Below are 16,325 nucleotides of genomic sequence, written 5' to 3' on the forward strand. Positions count from 1 at the left end.
CGGGGACTGAGGGATCACGAGGAGCGCAGGTCGCCCGCGGCCACGCAAGAGCCGCTTGTGGCCGCGGGCGGAAAGGATCAATATTTGAAGCCGACCTTGAAGAAGATGGTGCGCGGCGGGTTCTGAGCGCCTTGCAGCAGCAAGGTGCCCGCATAGGGCCCGGCCTTGATGGCCGTGCCGATCGGCGTGAGCGTAGAATAATAAAATTCATTGCCGATGTTGCGCGCCGTCAGCGTGAAATCCCACCGCTTGTCAGCAGTCTGGAAACCGATGAAGGCATTTACGAAATGCTTCGAACCGATCCGATATTGGGGATTGTTGAGCTGGTCGGAGAAATAGCCGGTCTGCCAGTTGACGCTGCCGCCGAACTTGATCGCGCCCAGCCCCTCAATCGGGATCGAACAGTCGGCGGACGCGAAATATTGCCATTTCGGCTGACCGGGAAATTGCTTGCCCGTATAGTTATAGGCGGGAACGGTGCCCAGCGCCGGCGCCGAATAATCGTCATATTCGGTTGTCAGATAGGTGACATTGAAAGCCAGCGACAGATTGTTGGTCGGCTCTGCCGAGGTTTCCAGTTCGAAGCCCTGCGTGTGCACTGACGGCGCATTGCCGCGCGTGCTGACATAAGTGCCGGAGATCGGACTGAACGCCGACACCGCTGTCTGCAGATCCTTATAGTCGTTATAGAAACCTGTCGCGTTGACCCTCAGCCGGCGATCGAACCAGTCTGTCTTGAAGCCGATCTCGAACGCATTGACCGTCTCAGGATCATAGGGCAGCGCGGTGGCAAGGTTAAGCGCGCGGTAAAGCCGCCCGCGTCGAAACCCTTGGCATAGTTGGCGAACAGGAAGATCGTCGGCGTTGCCTGGTAGGAAATGCCTGCCTTCGGCGTGAACGCATGCCCGGTCTTCTTGTTGAGCACGCCGCTATTGTCGAAATTTACCTGCGTCGCGGCGACAGTGACGCCCAGCGCGGGGATCGCGCCGCCTGTCTTCACCTGCGGATAGAACGTCGGATCGATCGGATGGCCGTCCAGGTCATAGTTGACGCCCTGAAAATCGAATGCGCGCCGGATGCTGATATAGCGCCCGCCGGCGGTCAGCGTCAGCCGGTCGGTCAGGCGATAATTGGCCTGGAGATAGGCTGAATAATTATACGTTACGGTCTTGCCGATCTGAGGGCGATGACTTCATAGGCGGGCGCCCTGGGATTCATGCTCTCGACCTTGCGCAGCCCGCTCCGGGGGAGATCGATCGTGCGGGTGACGATGCGGCCTTCGAGGCGACCGTTGATTTCACGAACTTCAACGATGTTCATTGACTTGACCTTTCATTCTGTCGCCCGAAACCCATTTTTCGGCGACAAAAATCTGAGATCCCTCTCTTCTCTGATCCCGGCGGCGCGGCTGGACGCGTCCGCCTCCGCATCGGCACGACCTCTCCAGACCAAGGTCCCCATTCGCGCGCGTGTATCGCCCACTGACAGCCGCGCGATGTCTTCCCCCCCCCCCCCCCCCCCCCGCACACGCCACCACGGCAGGGATGAACGCCCGCGAGGGCCGAGACCCGAGCAGCGGGACTCGGGGCGCCAGCCCGTCAGCCCGTTGCCCGCGCATGCGCGGGCAGTCACCCAGCCTCAAACCCCACACCGTTCCACCCTTGACGCCCTGCCCCATCTGACGACAGACAGATTCCATGGCTTCTTCCAAAACCCTCAACCAGGCCAATCTCGAGACGCTGGGCGCCAATCGGCTGGCGCAATTACTGCTGGAGCTCGTGGCGGTGGATGCCCAGACCAAGCGGCGCCTGCGCCTGGAGCTTGCCAGCGCAAACCGCAGCGGCGATGTCGCTGGAGAGGTCGCCAAGCGCCTCGCCACCATCGCCAAGGCAGAGGCCTTTGTCGACTGGAACAAGGTGAAGCCCCTCGCCCGGGATATCGAGGCGCAGCGGCGCGCGATCATGGAGCATATCGCGCCCACCGATCCGGCAACGGCGTTCGAGCTGCTCTGGAAGCTGATCGCGCTGGCCCGTCCGGTGCTCAGCTGGTGCGACGACAGCCATGGTACGCTGGGCACCGTGTTTGCAACGGCGCTCTCTGTTCTTGGCGCGCTGGCCGCTGCGGCCCGCCTGCCCACTGACCAGCTTGTCGACCGGGTGTTCGACAGCGTCTGCGACAATGACCATGGCCAGTTCCACGGCCTCGTCACCCTGATGACGGAGCCGCTTGGCGAAGCAGGATTGAAATCCCTCAGGCGCAAATTCGAGGCCATGGCGCGCGAAGTACAGCAGCGGCCGCCCCAGGGCGAACGGCGCGTCATCGGTTTTGGCTCAGGCGGCGTTTTCTACGAGGATGAGATGGAAGCCCGGCGGCATGAGCGGCTTGTCCGCCAGGCGCTGGTCGACATTGCCGATGCGCTGGGCGATGTCGATGCCTTCATCGCGCAATGTCCGGCCGACCAGCGCCATAATCCCGCGATAGCCGCAGCCATTGCCGAGCGCCTGCTGGCTGCGGGCCGCGCGGCGGAGGCGATAGCCGCGCTCGACGCGGCCGAAGCAATACGGCGTAAAGGTGGTCATTGGCCAAACTGGGATCGGGTACGGATCGCGGCGCTCGATGCGCTGGGCCATGCAGAATGCGCTCAATGCGGATGACCGAAACCAAAACGCTGTAGAATTTAACATAGCTGCCGTGCGGCTTGGACCGGAGCCCGGCACGAATCTCAGGCCGGGCAACGCCGGACCGGGGGAAGTCGGCGATCTTCGCACAAGCCCCTTCGAGTTCATCAACGAAGGTGACGGCCCGAAGAACATTGTCGCGCGCGGTAAAGGTGGCGATCGCGACAAGATCAGCAGCAGCAGCCGGCGAAAATTCGAGACCCATCAACTATCGGTAGCGCCGGCGGCCATATTCGCGATCCGCTGCCGGGCGTTCGCGAAAGCCTCACTGGCGGGAATGCCCGGGCCGCTGGCAGCGCCCCGTTCGATCTCGGCACGGAGCGCGTCAAGCCGAGCCTGGCGGATGGCGTCCTGCTCTTCGAGCAGCCGGAGGCTGTCGCGAACGACCTCGCTGGCAGACGCGTAGCGGCCGCTGTTCACCTGCTGCTTGATGAAGCCCTCGAAATGCGGCCCCAGGGTGAAACTGGAAGGCATGGCCAAACTCCTCTGTCGATGATGAATATCACTTTATGATAGTAGCATGCAAGACACAGATTGACGAAGACTGCGGCGTTTGCGCCTGGTAACCGGGCAAAGAGTGATCGCCTCCGCTGACCACGCCGAAAAACGTCGAGGCAGACGGACTGCCTTCATCATGCACGCACGAGGCAGGTCGGCATGCCGCCATCCTTTCCAGCGGATCGCCCGCGAGATTTTTTGCCGGGGAACGCTGCCCATGGGGCAGAAAAATCGCCTGACGGGATATAGGTTAAATCGCCAACAGAGCACGGATTTTTGCCTGAACTTCCAGCAGCGCCGCTTGCGATACTGTTCCTTTTTTGGTCGCCTTCCGTGTCATCCAGTCAACACTTTTGAGCTGATCTGCCAATACAGCACTTGGCAGGTTCTGGCTGGTTAACACCTCAAAGGGATAGCCTTTGATTTTGCTTGTCATAGGACAACAAATCATCATCCCGCGCACGCGATTATAGGCTGCCGGTGACAGGACAAGGGCAGGTCGATGACCAGCCTGTTCATGTCCAGCCTGGGGATCAAAGTTTAGCCAGACGATATCGCCCATGTCGGGGACATATTTGGCCATTACCAAAGCTCATTGCCGACAGGCGGACCGAAATCGACGTTTTCAGGAAAGTTTTCAGGCTTCATGCCCGCCAGCAACCCCTCAAGAGTGAAGGCAGGTGCGGTGATCGGCTCGATGATGACCCGGCCCTCTTCTTCCCTGACATCCACCTCCTGATCGATATGCAGCGCAGCCGCGGCCATAATCGAGGAAGGAATCCTGACCGAAGCACTATTACCCCACTTTTTCACTCGCACACGCATAACCATCTCCACCGTATCGATATTGATAATACATTATCATAACACGAACATGTATCAACATTGTATCTACTTTTGGTGCATGGGGTGTGCACAAGTTGGTGCCGATGTCGTCGGCAACCGATACGGATTTGCCGGATCTGACCAGTCGATATTTTCGATCACCCAGTTGCGCGCGAAATCCCAGTCAAAGCAGAGCGAATAAGTTCCGCTGACCTTCTGCCACGCCGTCTCGACCGCATTCGTCCAGCCCACGACGACGAGGCGACGGACCGATGGCGGCAACCATGCACAGCTTCATGGCGACCAAGCGTCATGTGCGGCCGGACGAGGCGTCGCCGTGTCGGGAGAGCGGCCGAGAAAGGCAGCCAGACGCTTCACATGGCGCACATAATCCTTCTGGGTGTGGGGACCGAGACCCCGCATCATCATGTCGTGCTACATCCGTTGACGCAGTAGGCTGATCGGGGCGGTGTTGATCGAGACAGTCACGGCAAGTTCCTCTTCGCTGAAGAAACTTCCAACCTCAGTGGGCAACCTCGCCCGCTAAAGGCTCATATTTACCGCACTAACGCGCCCCAAGCGACCCTCCCGTAGAGCGGGTTAGTGCAAGGGTCGTCACCGGCGCTGCCCGTACTGCTGCTGACGTATGCCCTTGCTTCCGTCCTCATTATTCCTTATCTTGTGGACAGGAGACTGGTCTTATGTCGAAATCTATAACTTTGAATGTCCGCGTCAGCGGCTCTCTCAGCGATTTTGTGTCCGCTAACGTCGGGGAGGCGGGGGCCTATGAAAATGTGAGCGAGTATGTTCGAGACCTGATTCGGCGTGACAAGGAGCGGGTCGAGAGCGAACGGTTGGCGCTCTTAAAGGCCGAGTTGACCGCCGCATTTGCCGTATCAGAGAGCGAATATCTGCCGCTTGATGCCGACGCAATTATTGCCCGTAACGCTCGCAACTAAGTCTCATGATCAGTTATCGCGTGCAGCACGCCGCCGGCCGCCGGATAGATGACATTTACAACTATACACGCGAGCAATGGGGACAGGATCAGGCCGACCGTTATATTCGCGGCCTTTTTGTTCGCTTTGAAGATATTGCCGAACGCCGCATTGCTTGGCGGGATATCCCCCGGGGACTCGGCGTCGAAGGCTTCTATTGCCGGTATGAGCATCATTATGTCTATTGGCGTATCTTGTCCGATGGTGCCGTTGGTATTGTCACCATTTTGCACGAGCGCATGCATCAGATCGAGCGTTTCCGAGAGGATGTGCCGAATTGATCCCTAGCCGTGTTGAGTTGGCTTTCAGAGATCTTCCGATGACAGCAGCCTAAACCGTCGGTCCGCTGCACCGCAGGGCAAGATGGCTGACCCGCGCGTCGATCTGCTTGAGGAAGTCGAGGAATTCGGTTGCCCGGTGGCGCTTGTAGCATTTGCCGATCACGAAGCCCGAGGGTAAGCGGGGTCTGGCGACCGCCTTGCGCAGCGCCCATTAGCCGGGATGATTGCCGCTCTTTAAGCGGGGTGGCCGGTGTCGGACGAGATTGAAGATTCAGCGAGCAGCGCAGCGACTACTCATACGAGCGGTCGTATGAGTAGTCGGATAGAGATCGTTAGCCGGGTGTCAGGCCGGCGGCGGTGGACGGTAGAGCAGAAGCTGGCCGTGCTGCAGGATGCATTCGGCCCGGAGGGCTGCGTGCGCGCGGCCTGTGAACGCCATGACGTCGGCAGCGGCTCGATCTACACATGGCGGCGACAGGCGATGTCCGGTGAGCTCGCCGGGGTGCGCAAGTCGATCAAGCCTGCCTTTGCGGAGGTGCAGATCAGCGATCAGCTGGCCTTGCCTGGGCCAACGGTCGCAGCACGCAGCGAGGGAGTGATCGGCATCGAGCTGCCGTCTGGCATCAGGGTGAACGTGGACGCCACCGTCGATGCCGATGCCCTGTCGCGGGTGATCGGCGTCCTGACGCAATGATCCCGCTGCCGCCCTCAACGCGGATATTCCTGGCCTGCGGCGCAACAGATATGCGTAAGGGTTTTGACGGCTTGGCTGTGATGACGCAGCAAGTTCTGGAGCAGAGCCCGCATTCCGGTGCGCTGTTCGCCTTTCGAGGGAAGCGCGGTGATCTGGTAAAGCTGCTCTGGTATGACGGTCAGGGCATGTGCCTTTTCTCCAAGCGGATGGACCGAGGCCGGTTCATTTGGCCATCGACCAAGACCGGTTCGGTGGTGATGACGGCGGCCCAGCTTTCCATGCTTCTGGAAGGCATCGACTGGCGGCGGCCGGAACGCACTTTCACCCCGTCACTTGCGGGCTAAAACGCCCATTTTCCGGCGCTTTTTCTGGCATTGCGGCGTCTGTTCCGCTATAGGGTCGCGGTGTCGGACGCAGGCCTTTCCACCGCTGATAAAGACGCTCGGATCGCCGAGCTCGAAGCTGCTTTGGCGGCCGCCCACGCCGATATTTCTGCCCGCGACATCCTGATCGACACGCTGCGCGTGCAGATCGCGCGCCTCAAGCGGATGCAGTTCGGCAAGTCGTCCGAGAAGCTCGACACTCAGATCGCACAGCTTGAGCTTGCGCTCGAAGAGCTCGAAGGCGAGGCCATCGTCGCCGCCGCCCGCCGGGCCGATCCGGCAGAGGTTGATCGGCCGTCGCCTGTTCGTGCGCTGCCTGCTCATCTGCCGCGGGAGGAACAGCGGATCGAGCCCGAACGGGGCAGTTGCACCTGTCCAGATTGCGGCGGAGCGCTGCGGCCTCTGGGGCAGGATAGCGACGAGATGCTCGATGCCGTGCCAGTGCAATGGCGTGTCGTTCGGACCATCCGGCCCAAGTATAGCTGCCGGTCCTGCGAGAAGATCGTCCAGGCGCCCGTGCCGGTAAAGGCGATAGCGCGCGGCAAGGCGACCTTCGGCACGCTGGCCCACGTTGTCGTCTCCAAGTTCGACCATCATCTGCCGCTTTACCGCCAGGCCGAGATCATGGCTGCGCAGGGGGTCGAGATCGACCGATCGACACTGGCGGGCTGGGTAGGACAGGCATCCGTGCTGCTCGACCCGATCGTCAGTCGCATTCGCGAGGTGGGCCTCACCGCCTCAAAGATCCATACCGACGATACGCCTGTTCCCATGCTTGATCCGGGCCGGGGCAAGACGGCCACCGGCAGGCTTTGGGCTTACGCCGTCGATGATCGTGGCTCGGGCGCTACGACCCCCTCGCTCGTCTGGTATGAGTTCACCACCGATCGCACCGGTGCGCATCCCCAGCGTCAGCTGGCCAACTTCGCCGGCTACCTGCAGGCTGATGGTTACGCCGGTTATGACAAGCTCTACGACACGAACCGCGTCACCGAGGTTGCTTGCTGGGCGCATTTCCGGCGGAAGATATTCGACATCCACGCCACCAAGCCGACGCCGCTCACCACCGACCTGCTAGAACGCATCGGCCAACTCTATGAGATCGAGGCAGAGGTTCAAGGCCAGCAACCCGAGATCCGCCGACGAAGCCGGCACGACCGCACTCAGCCGTTGATCGATGAGCTGCGGCAAGCACTTGACGATGCCCTGCGCCGCCTCTCGCCCAAGTCCGAGATGGCGAAAGCGATCGCCTATGGTCGCAAGCGCTGGGTGGCGCTCACGCGCTTCCTCGATGATGGGCGTCTGGAGATCGATAACAACATTGCGGAGCGTGCCATGCGATGCGTGGCCTTGGGCCGTAAAAACTGGCTGTTCGCCGGATCAAAGGCAGGCGGCGATCGGGCGGCGGCCATCTACTCCGTTATCGAGACCGCAAAGCTCAACGGCCTCGAACCACAGGCCTATATTGCCGACGTTATCGCCAAGATCGCCGGCAACTGGCCTGCCGCTCGCTGGGATGAACTCATGCCCTGGAATTGGCGACCAGATCAGCAACCGATCGCCGAAGCCGCCTGATCTGCGGCCTCCAGCCCACGCTTACTGGCCTTCTACCGGTAAGCCCGGCATTTTCTTATCCGAAGATGCACCAGGGAGTATCCTGAAAGTGTTCGGCACCAGGTTGGCGTAACTGGCTGGGAGGGGAACGCTAAAGCGAGCGCTAGCAGGCGGGTCTATCTTCAGTAGTTGGTCCAATTTGCAAAAGTGCCCGTTTGGGCACCAGGATTAAAAATTATAGGTTGTGTGCGTCAAGTTCTGCAAATAGCGGCGGGCATGCTGGCTAGGCGGCTTGACGTAGATCGGCTTTCTTCATCTCCTTAAGGTCGTTCATGTTGAGATAGCGGTTGGCTTCGAGCCAGTTTTCGTGGGTCTCGACAGCAAGCGAGCGTATGAGGCGCAAACAGCTGTCTTCATTGGGGAAGATACGCAGGACGATCGTCCTGCGTTTGATTTCTTCGTTAAAGCGCTCGAGCATATTGGTGCTCTTCATATGTTTATGATGCTGCCGCGGAAGCCGGTAGAAGGTGAACGTCTCCTCGATGGTTTCTTCCGCCCAGCTGGTGAGCTTGGGGTATCGTGGCGACCATTTTCTCAGCCAGGCAGCCAGATCGCTTTTGGCCTCTGATAGTTCGCGACGATCGTAGATCCAACGCAGCTCCTGCAGGCAGTCGTCATCAGCTTTACGCGGCAGATGGTCGAGAGCATTTCTTAAAAAGTGCACGTAACAGCGCTGGAACCAGGCATCTGGCAACACTTCACGAACAGCGGCTCGTAAACCCGCATGGTCATCGGCAACGATATATTCGACACCGTGGAGGCCGCGCTCCTTGAGGCCGACGAGAAAGTCCTTCCACGAAGAGCGGCTCTCGCGGTTGGCGAGCTCTACAGCCAGAATCTGGCGCCGGCCTTCCCAGTCCACACCCAGTGCGACGAGTACGGCGCAGGAGCGCACCACGCCTGCCTGGCGGACTTTCTCATATTTGGCATCGATGATGAGGTAGGCGAACGGCTCGTCCAGCCGACGTCGGGCAAAGGCTGTCAGGCTCTCGTCCAGTCGCTTGTTGATCGCTGAGATGGTCGAGGCGGAGAAGCTGTGGCCGCAAAGCTCTTCGGTGATAGCCTTCACCTTCCGGGTCGACACACCCTGGACGTACATCTCGGCTAACGATGCCACGAGCGCCTGCTCCGAGCGCTGATAGCGCTCAAACAGCTCGGTCGAGAAACGGCCGTCGCGATCCTGCGGCACCCGCAGCTCCAGCTTGCCCACCCGCGTGATCAGCGTCCGATTGTAATGTCCGGATCGATAGCCAACACGGCCGTCAATGCGTTCGCTCTTCGAGGCGCCAAGGACATCGGTCATCTCACCTTCCAGCATCTCCTGCAGCAAATCCTGCACGATCTCCCGCAAGGCGTCGCGGTTCGCGCCCATCAAATCTTTGACGGCCGCTATCGATGGTCTATTCTCATTCCTGGTCATGGTGGGGCTCCATTGGGGTTGGCGACTTTGAACATCACCAGCCTGCCATGGCCGCTCAAATCCTCAATGGATTTTGCAGAACATCCCGCACACTACCAAATTATATGGAACGCTCAGTGCTTTACGCCGGAGCAAACCATTGCGAGCTGCGTGCGGTAAATGCGATTGCCCGAAGGGCGATCACATGTTTTGCGCTCGCGCGCAAGAGAATCGAAGGGTTTGGCTACTCGAATTACTGATGACGAAGCGCACACCAATCGTGCTACATCCCGGCATGACTTCGGACAGCAAGGCGTTGGCATGAGCTCTCAATGAGGGGTTGACGCCTGCCCATTGCCAAGGCGGCTTGTGCAGAATCGAATCGAGGAGCTGGACACACCAAATGCTTCGCATTCCCAAACAATGTATAGACGGCATAGCGTTGCCCGCCGCGGTTCTGGTGGTCGATGCGATAGCCCTTATAATGACGACGCAGCAGTCCAGCGTGCACAAGTTCGGAAGCAGCCCGGCTGAGATTGCTTTTGCCGGCAGTTCGAATGCGCGCGCGCATTTTCTCGGCGACCGCCCGCTGTGCATCCTTCGCATCGCGCGGGAGCGCTCCTCCTCTGATGAGGTCTCGATGGACCCGCGCCGCCAAGTCCACGTTACGCGGGCCCCGGTAGGCCGTCGGCGTAAGCGCGTCGCAAAGCCAGTCACACCGCGAAATAAGCTCGTTGTCCCGCTTGATCCAGGGAACGGCGCACCCGTCGGAGCGAGCAACGTGCGCAATTAGGTTGAGCAGCACGAAGGCATAACGGGGGCGGCTTGAGACCCGCGCCAATCGCTCCAGTGCGGCTGCGATATCGCAGCTGGCCGAAGGCTTGAGAGGAGTAGTGGGCTGAAACTTAACGCGATTGAATCAAGCACAGACGAGGATCAATGTGAATCCGAAATCTGCGCCGTTGCACCCCCGTTGCCACCTATGACACTCTACGAGGGGGTGGCGAACGGGATAAGAGACCGCGACCGTCTGGATGACCTGGCGCGTTTCGCTTTGAGAATCGCCTTTGCAGCAATGATTTCAAGGTCGCGAAGACGTCTGGTCATGCACGAAGCCCCTCATTTGCGATCCAGCTTTGCTAAACGCTCTTCGCTTGTCGAGAAGAAGCACGAGGCGGGCTGGTCCATATTTCCAGCAATTGTGGCTTTCGGCGCGACGAGACCGACCGGAGCACGGCTCAAAGCCACGGCGGCATGACCACGCCAATTGGTGCGTCCAATTCCGGTCTGAGCCGCCGGCCGGCGCGGCAACAGCCTCCATGTCGGGAGGGGATTAGGCGCAAGCAGGTTGCCGGCGCGCGAAATCAAATGAGCTGTTCGCCCGGACAAAGCTCTGTATCGACCTGCGCCTGCGCTGCCCGCGCGTAGCGTGCTCCAGCGACAGCGTCTGGGCGCAGCAAGTGGTCAACGGCATCGAGCAGATCCTGTGGGACGGATAAAGAGAGCGTCGCCAAATTCTCGTCGAGATGTGCGATACTGGTTGTCCCTGGGATGGGGATCACATGATCGCCCCGTGACAAGGTCCAGGTCAGGCTCAATTGCGCCGCGTTCAAACCGGCCCCGTTCGCAAGGGCCGCGAACCGGGCCGCCAACGCGCGGTTCGTCTCGAGATTTTGGGCCTGGAAGCGCGGCATGTCAGCGCGAATGTCGCCCGGCTCAAAACCCTGTGCTCCTACACCGCCCGCCAACATCCCGCGTGCCAGCGGGGAGAAGGCGACCAGCGCCGCGCCTAGCTCCGCGCAGGCGTCGAGCACCGCCACCTCAACATTGCGCGTCCAAGGCGAATATTCGGTCTGCATCGCGGCGATCGGATGGATCGCCTGGGCTCGCCGCAGCGTGGCGGCGGACATCTCCGATAGCCCGATAGCGCCAATCTTGCCTGCCTCGCGAGCACGGACGAGCGCGCCCACCGACTCCTCGATCGGCACGTTGCGGTCGAGCCTGTGGAGATAATAGAGATCGATATGATCTGTTTGCAACCGACGAAGCGAATCCTCGAGTACACGTGCGATCGCGTCGGGAGAGCCGTTGAGCCCTCGCTTGCCGTCTATCTCGGCGAGGACGCATTTGCTAGCGAGCGTAAACGTCGAGCGGCGATGCATGATAGCTTCGCCGAGCAGCCTTTCATTGGCACCGAAGCCGTAGAGAGCGGCGGTATCAAAATGAGTAACGCCGCTGTCCAAGGCATGTTGCAACAACCGCTTGGCGTCGGCGGGATCCGGCCTCGGCAAATAGGCATGCGACAGGTTCATGCAGCCAAGGCCGATCGCGGAGACCTTGAACGGTCCGAGGCTGCGGACCGATAACGCCGGCAACGCCGCCGTCACTAGCGCTGCTCCCAGTCGGTATAAGGACGCAAACGGTCAGGCACCGGCGAGTTGCGCCTCCAGGTCGCCCAGCACTCGGTAGCAGTCGAAAACCTTCCCGACCGAGCTATTGGGTTCGCGGCCCTCACGGATGGCTGAGATGAACTCGCGATCCTGGAGCTCGATGCCGTTCATCGACACATCGACCTTGCTGACGTCGACCACCTCCTCCTTGCCGTTCACGAGGTCATCATAGCGCGCGATATAGGTGCCGGTGTCGCCGATGTAGCGGAAGAAGGTACCAAGCGGACCGTCATTGTTGAACGAGAGGGACAACGTGCAGATCGCCCCGGTCTCGCTCTTGAGCTGGATCGACATGTCCATGGCGATGCCGAGTTCCGGATGGATCGGTCCCTGAACGGCGTGCGCGGCGACGATCCGGCCCGCCTGATAAGCGAACAGATCCACAGTGTGCGCGGCGTGATGCCAGAGCAGATGGTCGGTCCAGCTGCGCGGCTCGCCCTTGGCATTGATGTTCTTGCGTCGGAAGAAGTAGGTCTGCACGTCCAACTGCTGGAGGCTGAATTTTCCGGCCTTCACGCGATTGTGGACATATTGATGGCTCGGATTGAAGCGCCTCGTATGGCCGACCATGCAGATCAGGCCCGTTTCCTGCTGCTTGGCGAGCACCGCCTGGGCTCCCTTCCAGCTGTCGGCCAACGGGATCTCGACCTGGACATGCTTTCCCGCCTCCAGGCATTGCAATGCCTGCGCCGCATGAAGCGGCGTCGGTGTGCACAAGATGACCGCATCAAGGTTGGGCAGAGCGAGCGCCGTCTCCAGATCGGCAACGACAGTTTCGATCCCGTAGCGCTCGGCAAAAGCGCGTCCAAGCTCAGCGTTCGGCTCGATCAGGCAAGTCGCCGAGGCGCCTTCGATGGATTTTAAGCCATCGAGATGCTTTTCACCAAAAGCACCCGCTCCGGCTAGGGCAATACGCATGTCCGCTTTCCTTTCATTGCGGGGAACCATGGAGTGCACGTTCCATGATGGTCACCATTTCTTCTATCCTGTCTGCGAAGTCGCGATTGGCACGGCGCACATTAGCCAACGACTCCAGATACAATGGATCCTTTTGGTCAATTGCGACGGCCGGCCAGTCAGCCTGATGCAGTGCGATCTTCGATCGCATCGCGGCGAAGCGATTTCCGAACGACCGGGCAGTCTCGCGATCGACACCAAACTCTGAAAATTTCGAGACAAGAGCACCGACACTGCTAATCTGGGTCTGAAGGCGACGTCGTAGATCGATCAATTGCTTCTTCCATGCTCGCTCGTCATCAATGTCCAGTTCCGCGATTTCCCGGTGCAATTGTTCCAGATCTCTTGCTGCTTGCCTGAACTCATATGCCTTGGTCATTCGCCCTCCGATCATCATTATGTCATGTGGGCTCCAGTATGAGATGGCCGACTGCGGTATTGCTCGCCGGCACGTGATAGTGGCGGTGGAGCGGGCGGACGTGCGCGCCAAGCGCGCCGCGCATGATCAGCCACATCACCATCTCGATGCCCTCCGAGCCTGCTTCGCGCAGATATTCGATGTGGGGGATGGCACGGAGCTTCTCGCCGTCGTCCATGCTCATGAGATCCAGGAAGCGATTATCCCACTCGGCATTGATGAGGCCGGCGCGCGGGCCCTGTAGCTGATGGCTCATGCCGCCGGTTCCCCAGACCTGGACGTTGAGATCCTCTGGATAGCTTTCGACGGCCCTGGCGATCGCCTCACCGAGTAGCCAGCATCGATTGCCCGAGGGCGGCGGATAGGTGACGACATTCACCGCCAGCGGGATGACCTTCACTGGCCAACGCGTCGGCTGACCGAACATGAGGCTGAGCGGCACGGTCAGGCCGTGATCTACGTTCATCTCGTTGATGATCGTCATGTCGAACTCATCCAGGATCAGGCTCTGCGCGATATGCCAGGCGAGGTCCGCATGCCCTTCGACGTCGGGCACCGGACGGGGACCCCAGCCCTCGTCGCAGATGCCATAGCGATCGGCGCAACCGATCGCGAAGGTCGGAATGAACTTCATGTCGAAGGCCGACGCATGGTCATTATAGACCAGGATCACGACGTCGGGCTTTTCGGCTGCGATCCACCGTCGTGACCAGCCATATCCGTCGAACATGGGCTGCCAATATGGCTCGGCGGTCTTCAAAAGGTCCATGGCAGCGCCGATGGCCGGCACATGGCTGGTTGCGACTCCGGCTGTGATACGCGACATCAGCGCTCCTCCCTGATCGAACGAACACCACTGGGCGACCGCCCACCGGCGAGCATCATTGCCTGATAGGCTTCGGGCGCCATGCCGGTCATGGTACCGACTGCCTGGAGAAAGCTCAGCCCGTCGGTGGCGAATATCTTGGCGAGGAAATAGATGTTGCCGCCCAGGTCTAGCAGCCGGTTGTAATCGCGGGCGAGCACCGCCGCCTTCTGGTCGTCAGTGAGCGGCCAGTCTTCCAGATAGCCCGCCTCGTCCGCCTTCCAGCGCTCGCGATTCTCCGGCTTCATCAGGCTCATCGCGAACTGGTTCAGGTGATAGCCGGTGCGCGCCCGCGCGGCGGTGAAGACGCGGGTGCCGGGAATATCCTCGAGCGAGGCGAGATATTCATGGATATCCGTCGGCGCGCCGCTCATAGCCCGCGCTCCTTCAGTTGCGCGTCGAGCCGCGGGAAGACGCGGCGGGCATTGCCTTCGAAAATCGCGTCCCGCTCTGCATCGCTGATGTCGAGCGCATCGACATAGCGCTTGGTGTCGTCAAAATAGAAGCCCGTGGTCGGATCGATGCCGCGCACAGCGCCCACCATTTCCGACCCGAACAGGATATTCTTATTCTCGATCACATCGGCCAGCAGGTCGATGCCCGGCTGGTGATAGACGCAGGTGTCGAAGAAGATGTTGTTCATCAGATGCGTGTCGAGCGCCGGCTTCTTCAGCATGTCGGCCAGACCCCGATAGCGGCCCCAATGATAGGGCACCGCGCCGCCGCCATGCGGGATGATGAAGCGCAGGGTCGGAAAATCGACGAACAGGTCGCCCTCGAGCAACTGCATGAACGCGATGGTGTCGGCCGCGATATAATAAGCGCCGGTCGCGTGCATGGCCGGGTTGCAGCTGCCCGACACATGGATCATCGCCGGGACGTCGAGCTCCACCATCTTTTCGTAAAAGGGATACCAATAGGGATCGGTGAGCGGGGGATGTTTGAAATGGCCGCCGCCCGGATCTGGGTTCAGGTTGCAGCCGATGAAGCCCATGTCCACGCAGCGTTCCAACTCCGCGATCGAGTTTGCCATATCGGTGCCGGGCGACTGGGGCAGCATGCAGACGCCCACAAAAGTTTCGGGGAACAGCGCCACCACCCGCGCGATCAGGTCGTTGCAGCGGGTCGCCCATTCCTTCGCCATGGCTGCATCGCCCACATGCGGCGCCATGGCCGATGCGCGGGGCGAGAAGATGGTCATGTCCGCGCCGCGCTCCTTGATCAGGCGCAGCTGATTCGCCTCGATCGTCTCGCGGATCTCGTCGTCGGAAATCTCGGGGTACGGCGGACAGGGCGTTCCTGCCTTGAAGGCGGCCTTCTGCTCTTCCCGCCAGGTGTCATGCCCCTTGGGCAGGACGGTGTAGTGGCCGTGGCAATCGATAATCATGCGGTCCTCTCCGCCAACGTGGCGATCTTGGGTTCCAGACGATCGGGCGGGCTGGCGACGCCGAGCCTGCCGATCGCCCGCTGGCACTCGACCGTGCCGCGCGTCATCATGGAGCCGGTGCCGAGCGCATTGAGCGTCTTCACCACTTCCTCCATCTCCGCCGCGCGGCGCAGGCCGTGGATCATCATGCGGTTGAGATTATAGTCGGCCTTGTACGCCCAGTCGGTGCCGGGCCAGCTCGCGTTCAGCGAGGCGACGACTTCCTCCAGCACCCCGGCGGCATTGGCGGCGAGCACGCATTCGGTGGTGAGCGCCTCCAGCCCCTTCACCATGACCGAGCGGATCATCTTGATCGCGGAGGCGCGGCCGACATCGCCGGGGACGACGCGCACCCGGCTGAAGCCGGCGTCTATCAGCGCGGCTGCGGCGGCATCGGCATGCGGGCCGGAGACGAGGAGCGGGACAGCGACCTGTTGCGGATGGACCGGAGCCATCACCGCGACATCGACATAGCGCCCGCCCGCTGCCTCGATCACCTGCGCGTTGCGGCGCTTGGTGTCGGGCGCGATGCTGTTCATGTCGCAAAAGAGCGCACCGGGTGGGATGTGCGTTGCCGCTTCGTCGGTGGCGGCTTCCGCCTGCTCGGCGGTGACAAGGCTGAGGATCAGGGACGCCTCATCGATAGCATCGCCGGTGCTGCCCGCCGCGTCGATGCCGAAGCGCGCAAAGTCGGCGCATTTCGCTTCCGCATCCTCGGGCCGGTCGAGCTTGATGTCATAGCCGCGCGCGACGCCGCGCCAGCCGCCCGCAAAGGCCTGGCCCGCTTCGCCGAATCCGATGAGGGCAATCCGCTCCATGGACCCTCGCTACGAAGGGAT

19 protein-coding genes and 2 pseudogenes are annotated in these 16,325 nt (G+C 60.8%); 6 read left to right on the forward strand and 15 right to left on the reverse strand.

The features are described 5' to 3' along the window. Positions 1 to 77: 77 nt before the first annotated feature. Positions 78 to 1,177, reverse strand: a pseudogene (locus LDB29_RS29465) (TonB-dependent receptor). Further along, positions 1,162 to 1,320 (reverse strand): DUF736 domain-containing protein, encoded by a 159-nt coding sequence (locus tag LDB29_RS24585; protein WP_239659656.1) that lies wholly within the window; start codon positions 1,318 to 1,320, stop codon positions 1,162 to 1,164. The pseudogene LDB29_RS29465 and the gene LDB29_RS24585 overlap by 16 nt, the downstream one beginning before the upstream one ends. Positions 1,321 to 1,697: 377 nt before the next feature. On the opposite strand from LDB29_RS24585, the gene LDB29_RS24590 reads away from it, so the two are divergent. Then, complete coding sequence (locus LDB29_RS24590; RefSeq protein WP_257557354.1) at positions 1,698 to 2,654, forward strand: DUF6880 family protein; 957 nt, start codon at positions 1,698 to 1,700, stop codon at positions 2,652 to 2,654. A gap of 31 nt (positions 2,655 to 2,685) precedes the next feature. Here LDB29_RS24590 and LDB29_RS24595 read toward each other — a convergent pair. From LDB29_RS24595 to LDB29_RS24610, 4 genes and pseudogenes are all read right to left on the reverse strand, one after another. After that, positions 2,686 to 2,883: pseudogene (locus LDB29_RS24595) on the reverse strand (type II toxin-antitoxin system RelE/ParE family toxin); the annotation flags it as partial. Beyond that, entirely contained in the window at positions 2,883 to 3,152 is a 270-nt protein-coding gene (locus LDB29_RS24600; RefSeq protein ID WP_044660855.1) for a type II toxin-antitoxin system ParD family antitoxin, read from the reverse strand. The pseudogene LDB29_RS24595 and the gene LDB29_RS24600, both read right to left, overlap by 1 nt. A gap of 274 nt (positions 3,153 to 3,426) precedes the next feature. Beyond that, positions 3,427 to 3,759: an endoribonuclease MazF gene (gene mazF / locus LDB29_RS24605; RefSeq protein ID WP_103001490.1), complete on the reverse strand. Its 333-nt coding sequence runs from the start codon at positions 3,757 to 3,759 to the stop codon at positions 3,427 to 3,429. Further along, positions 3,759 to 4,001: an AbrB/MazE/SpoVT family DNA-binding domain-containing protein gene (locus LDB29_RS24610; RefSeq protein ID WP_082166021.1), complete on the reverse strand. Its 243-nt coding sequence runs from the start codon at positions 3,999 to 4,001 to the stop codon at positions 3,759 to 3,761. Before LDB29_RS24610 ends, mazF begins: the two co-directional genes overlap by 1 nt. Positions 4,002 to 4,702: 701 nt before the next feature. On the opposite strand from LDB29_RS24610, the gene LDB29_RS24615 reads away from it, so the two are divergent. From LDB29_RS24615 to LDB29_RS24635, 5 genes are all read left to right on the forward strand, one after another. Next, positions 4,703 to 4,960, forward strand: coding sequence for an addiction module antitoxin (locus LDB29_RS24615; protein ID WP_048575602.1), 258 nt, complete (start codon positions 4,703 to 4,705; stop codon positions 4,958 to 4,960). A gap of 5 nt (positions 4,961 to 4,965) precedes the next feature. Continuing rightward, a complete protein-coding gene (locus tag LDB29_RS24620) occupies positions 4,966 to 5,280 on the forward strand; it encodes a type II toxin-antitoxin system RelE/ParE family toxin (protein ID WP_048575603.1) in 315 nt (104 codons plus the stop codon). A gap of 310 nt (positions 5,281 to 5,590) precedes the next feature. Beyond that, positions 5,591 to 5,974: a transposase gene (locus LDB29_RS24625; RefSeq protein WP_041380262.1), complete on the forward strand. Its 384-nt coding sequence runs from the start codon at positions 5,591 to 5,593 to the stop codon at positions 5,972 to 5,974. Continuing rightward, a complete protein-coding gene (tnpB, locus tag LDB29_RS24630; RefSeq protein ID WP_011950829.1) occupies positions 5,971 to 6,318 on the forward strand; it encodes an IS66 family insertion sequence element accessory protein TnpB in 348 nt (115 codons plus the stop codon). Before LDB29_RS24625 ends, tnpB begins: the two co-directional genes overlap by 4 nt. A gap of 39 nt (positions 6,319 to 6,357) precedes the next feature. Then, positions 6,358 to 7,932, forward strand: a complete 1,575-nt coding sequence (locus LDB29_RS24635; RefSeq protein ID WP_373886338.1) for an IS66 family transposase — start codon at positions 6,358 to 6,360, stop codon at positions 7,930 to 7,932. A 262-nt stretch (positions 7,933 to 8,194) separates the two neighbouring features. Here LDB29_RS24635 and LDB29_RS24640 read toward each other — a convergent pair whose 3' ends face one another. The 9 genes from LDB29_RS24640 to LDB29_RS24680 all read right to left on the reverse strand — a co-directional run bounded on the left by LDB29_RS24640 (position 8,195) and on the right by LDB29_RS24680 (position 16,304). Then, positions 8,195 to 9,391, reverse strand: a complete 1,197-nt coding sequence (locus LDB29_RS24640) for an IS256 family transposase (RefSeq protein WP_037449607.1) — start codon at positions 9,389 to 9,391, stop codon at positions 8,195 to 8,197. Positions 9,392 to 9,653: 262 nt separating this feature from the next. Beyond that, complete coding sequence (locus LDB29_RS24645) at positions 9,654 to 10,232, reverse strand: hypothetical protein (protein ID WP_257558028.1); 579 nt, start codon at positions 10,230 to 10,232, stop codon at positions 9,654 to 9,656. Between the two features lie 502 nt (positions 10,233 to 10,734). Then, entirely contained in the window at positions 10,735 to 11,757 is a 1,023-nt protein-coding gene (locus LDB29_RS24650; protein WP_373886367.1) for an aldo/keto reductase, read from the reverse strand. Between the two features lie 36 nt (positions 11,758 to 11,793). Beyond that, positions 11,794 to 12,738, reverse strand: coding sequence for a Gfo/Idh/MocA family oxidoreductase (locus LDB29_RS24655; protein WP_257558030.1), 945 nt, complete (start codon positions 12,736 to 12,738; stop codon positions 11,794 to 11,796). Positions 12,739 to 12,751: 13 nt separating this feature from the next. Next, positions 12,752 to 13,156, reverse strand: a complete 405-nt coding sequence (locus tag LDB29_RS24660) for a hypothetical protein (RefSeq protein ID WP_257557355.1) — start codon at positions 13,154 to 13,156, stop codon at positions 12,752 to 12,754. 22 nt (positions 13,157 to 13,178) lie between these two features. Then, on the reverse strand, positions 13,179 to 14,021 hold the full coding sequence (locus tag LDB29_RS24665; RefSeq protein WP_257557356.1) for a class III extradiol dioxygenase subunit beta: 843 nt from the start codon (positions 14,019 to 14,021) through the stop codon (positions 13,179 to 13,181). Beyond that, on the reverse strand, positions 14,021 to 14,434 hold the full coding sequence (gene ligA / locus LDB29_RS24670; RefSeq protein WP_257557357.1) for a protocatechuate 4,5-dioxygenase subunit alpha: 414 nt from the start codon (positions 14,432 to 14,434) through the stop codon (positions 14,021 to 14,023). The genes LDB29_RS24665 and ligA overlap by 1 nt, the downstream gene beginning before the upstream one ends. Further along, the gene (locus LDB29_RS24675) at positions 14,431 to 15,447 is read right to left on the reverse strand and encodes an amidohydrolase family protein (protein ID WP_257557358.1); all 1,017 of its coding nucleotides are present in this window, start codon (positions 15,445 to 15,447) and stop codon (positions 14,431 to 14,433) included. The genes ligA and LDB29_RS24675 overlap by 4 nt, the downstream gene beginning before the upstream one ends. Further along, positions 15,444 to 16,304, reverse strand: a complete 861-nt coding sequence (locus LDB29_RS24680; protein ID WP_257557360.1) for an NAD(P)-dependent oxidoreductase — start codon at positions 16,302 to 16,304, stop codon at positions 15,444 to 15,446. The genes LDB29_RS24675 and LDB29_RS24680 overlap by 4 nt, the downstream gene beginning before the upstream one ends. Positions 16,305 to 16,325 lie beyond the last annotated feature (21 nt).

The organism is Sphingobium sp. CFD-2 (assembly GCF_024611135.1).
GTDB lineage: Bacteria > Pseudomonadota > Alphaproteobacteria > Sphingomonadales > Sphingomonadaceae > Sphingobium > Sphingobium fuliginis.

What these genes read in the sequence shown, in the direction of transcription:
- LDB29_RS24585 (WP_239659656.1), bottom strand. Translation starts at nt 1,320, where the DNA reads ATGAACATCGTTGAAGTTCGTGAAATCAACGGTCGCCTCGAAGGCCGC.
- LDB29_RS24590 (WP_257557354.1), top strand. Translation starts at nt 1,698, where the DNA reads ATGGCTTCTTCCAAAACCCTCAACCAGGCCAATCTCGAGACGCTGGGC.
- LDB29_RS24600 (WP_044660855.1), bottom strand. Translation starts at nt 3,152, where the DNA reads ATGCCTTCCAGTTTCACCCTGGGGCCGCATTTCGAGGGCTTCATCAAG.
- mazF (WP_103001490.1), bottom strand. Translation starts at nt 3,759, where the DNA reads ATGGCCAAATATGTCCCCGACATGGGCGATATCGTCTGGCTAAACTTT.
- LDB29_RS24610 (WP_082166021.1), bottom strand. Translation starts at nt 4,001, where the DNA reads ATGCGTGTGCGAGTGAAAAAGTGGGGTAATAGTGCTTCGGTCAGGATT.
- LDB29_RS24615 (WP_048575602.1), top strand. Translation starts at nt 4,703, where the DNA reads ATGTCGAAATCTATAACTTTGAATGTCCGCGTCAGCGGCTCTCTCAGC.
- LDB29_RS24620 (WP_048575603.1), top strand. Translation starts at nt 4,966, where the DNA reads ATGATCAGTTATCGCGTGCAGCACGCCGCCGGCCGCCGGATAGATGAC.
- LDB29_RS24625 (WP_041380262.1), top strand. Translation starts at nt 5,591, where the DNA reads ATGAGTAGTCGGATAGAGATCGTTAGCCGGGTGTCAGGCCGGCGGCGG.
- tnpB (WP_011950829.1), top strand. Translation starts at nt 5,971, where the DNA reads ATGATCCCGCTGCCGCCCTCAACGCGGATATTCCTGGCCTGCGGCGCA.
- LDB29_RS24640 (WP_037449607.1), bottom strand. Translation starts at nt 9,391, where the DNA reads ATGACCAGGAATGAGAATAGACCATCGATAGCGGCCGTCAAAGATTTG.
- LDB29_RS24655 (WP_257558030.1), bottom strand. Translation starts at nt 12,738, where the DNA reads ATGCGTATTGCCCTAGCCGGAGCGGGTGCTTTTGGTGAAAAGCATCTC.
- LDB29_RS24660 (WP_257557355.1), bottom strand. Translation starts at nt 13,156, where the DNA reads ATGACCAAGGCATATGAGTTCAGGCAAGCAGCAAGAGATCTGGAACAA.
- LDB29_RS24665 (WP_257557356.1), bottom strand. Translation starts at nt 14,021, where the DNA reads ATGTCGCGTATCACAGCCGGAGTCGCAACCAGCCATGTGCCGGCCATC.
- ligA (WP_257557357.1), bottom strand. Translation starts at nt 14,434, where the DNA reads ATGAGCGGCGCGCCGACGGATATCCATGAATATCTCGCCTCGCTCGAG.
- LDB29_RS24675 (WP_257557358.1), bottom strand. Translation starts at nt 15,447, where the DNA reads ATGATTATCGATTGCCACGGCCACTACACCGTCCTGCCCAAGGGGCAT.
- LDB29_RS24680 (WP_257557360.1), bottom strand. Translation starts at nt 16,304, where the DNA reads ATGGAGCGGATTGCCCTCATCGGATTCGGCGAAGCGGGCCAGGCCTTT.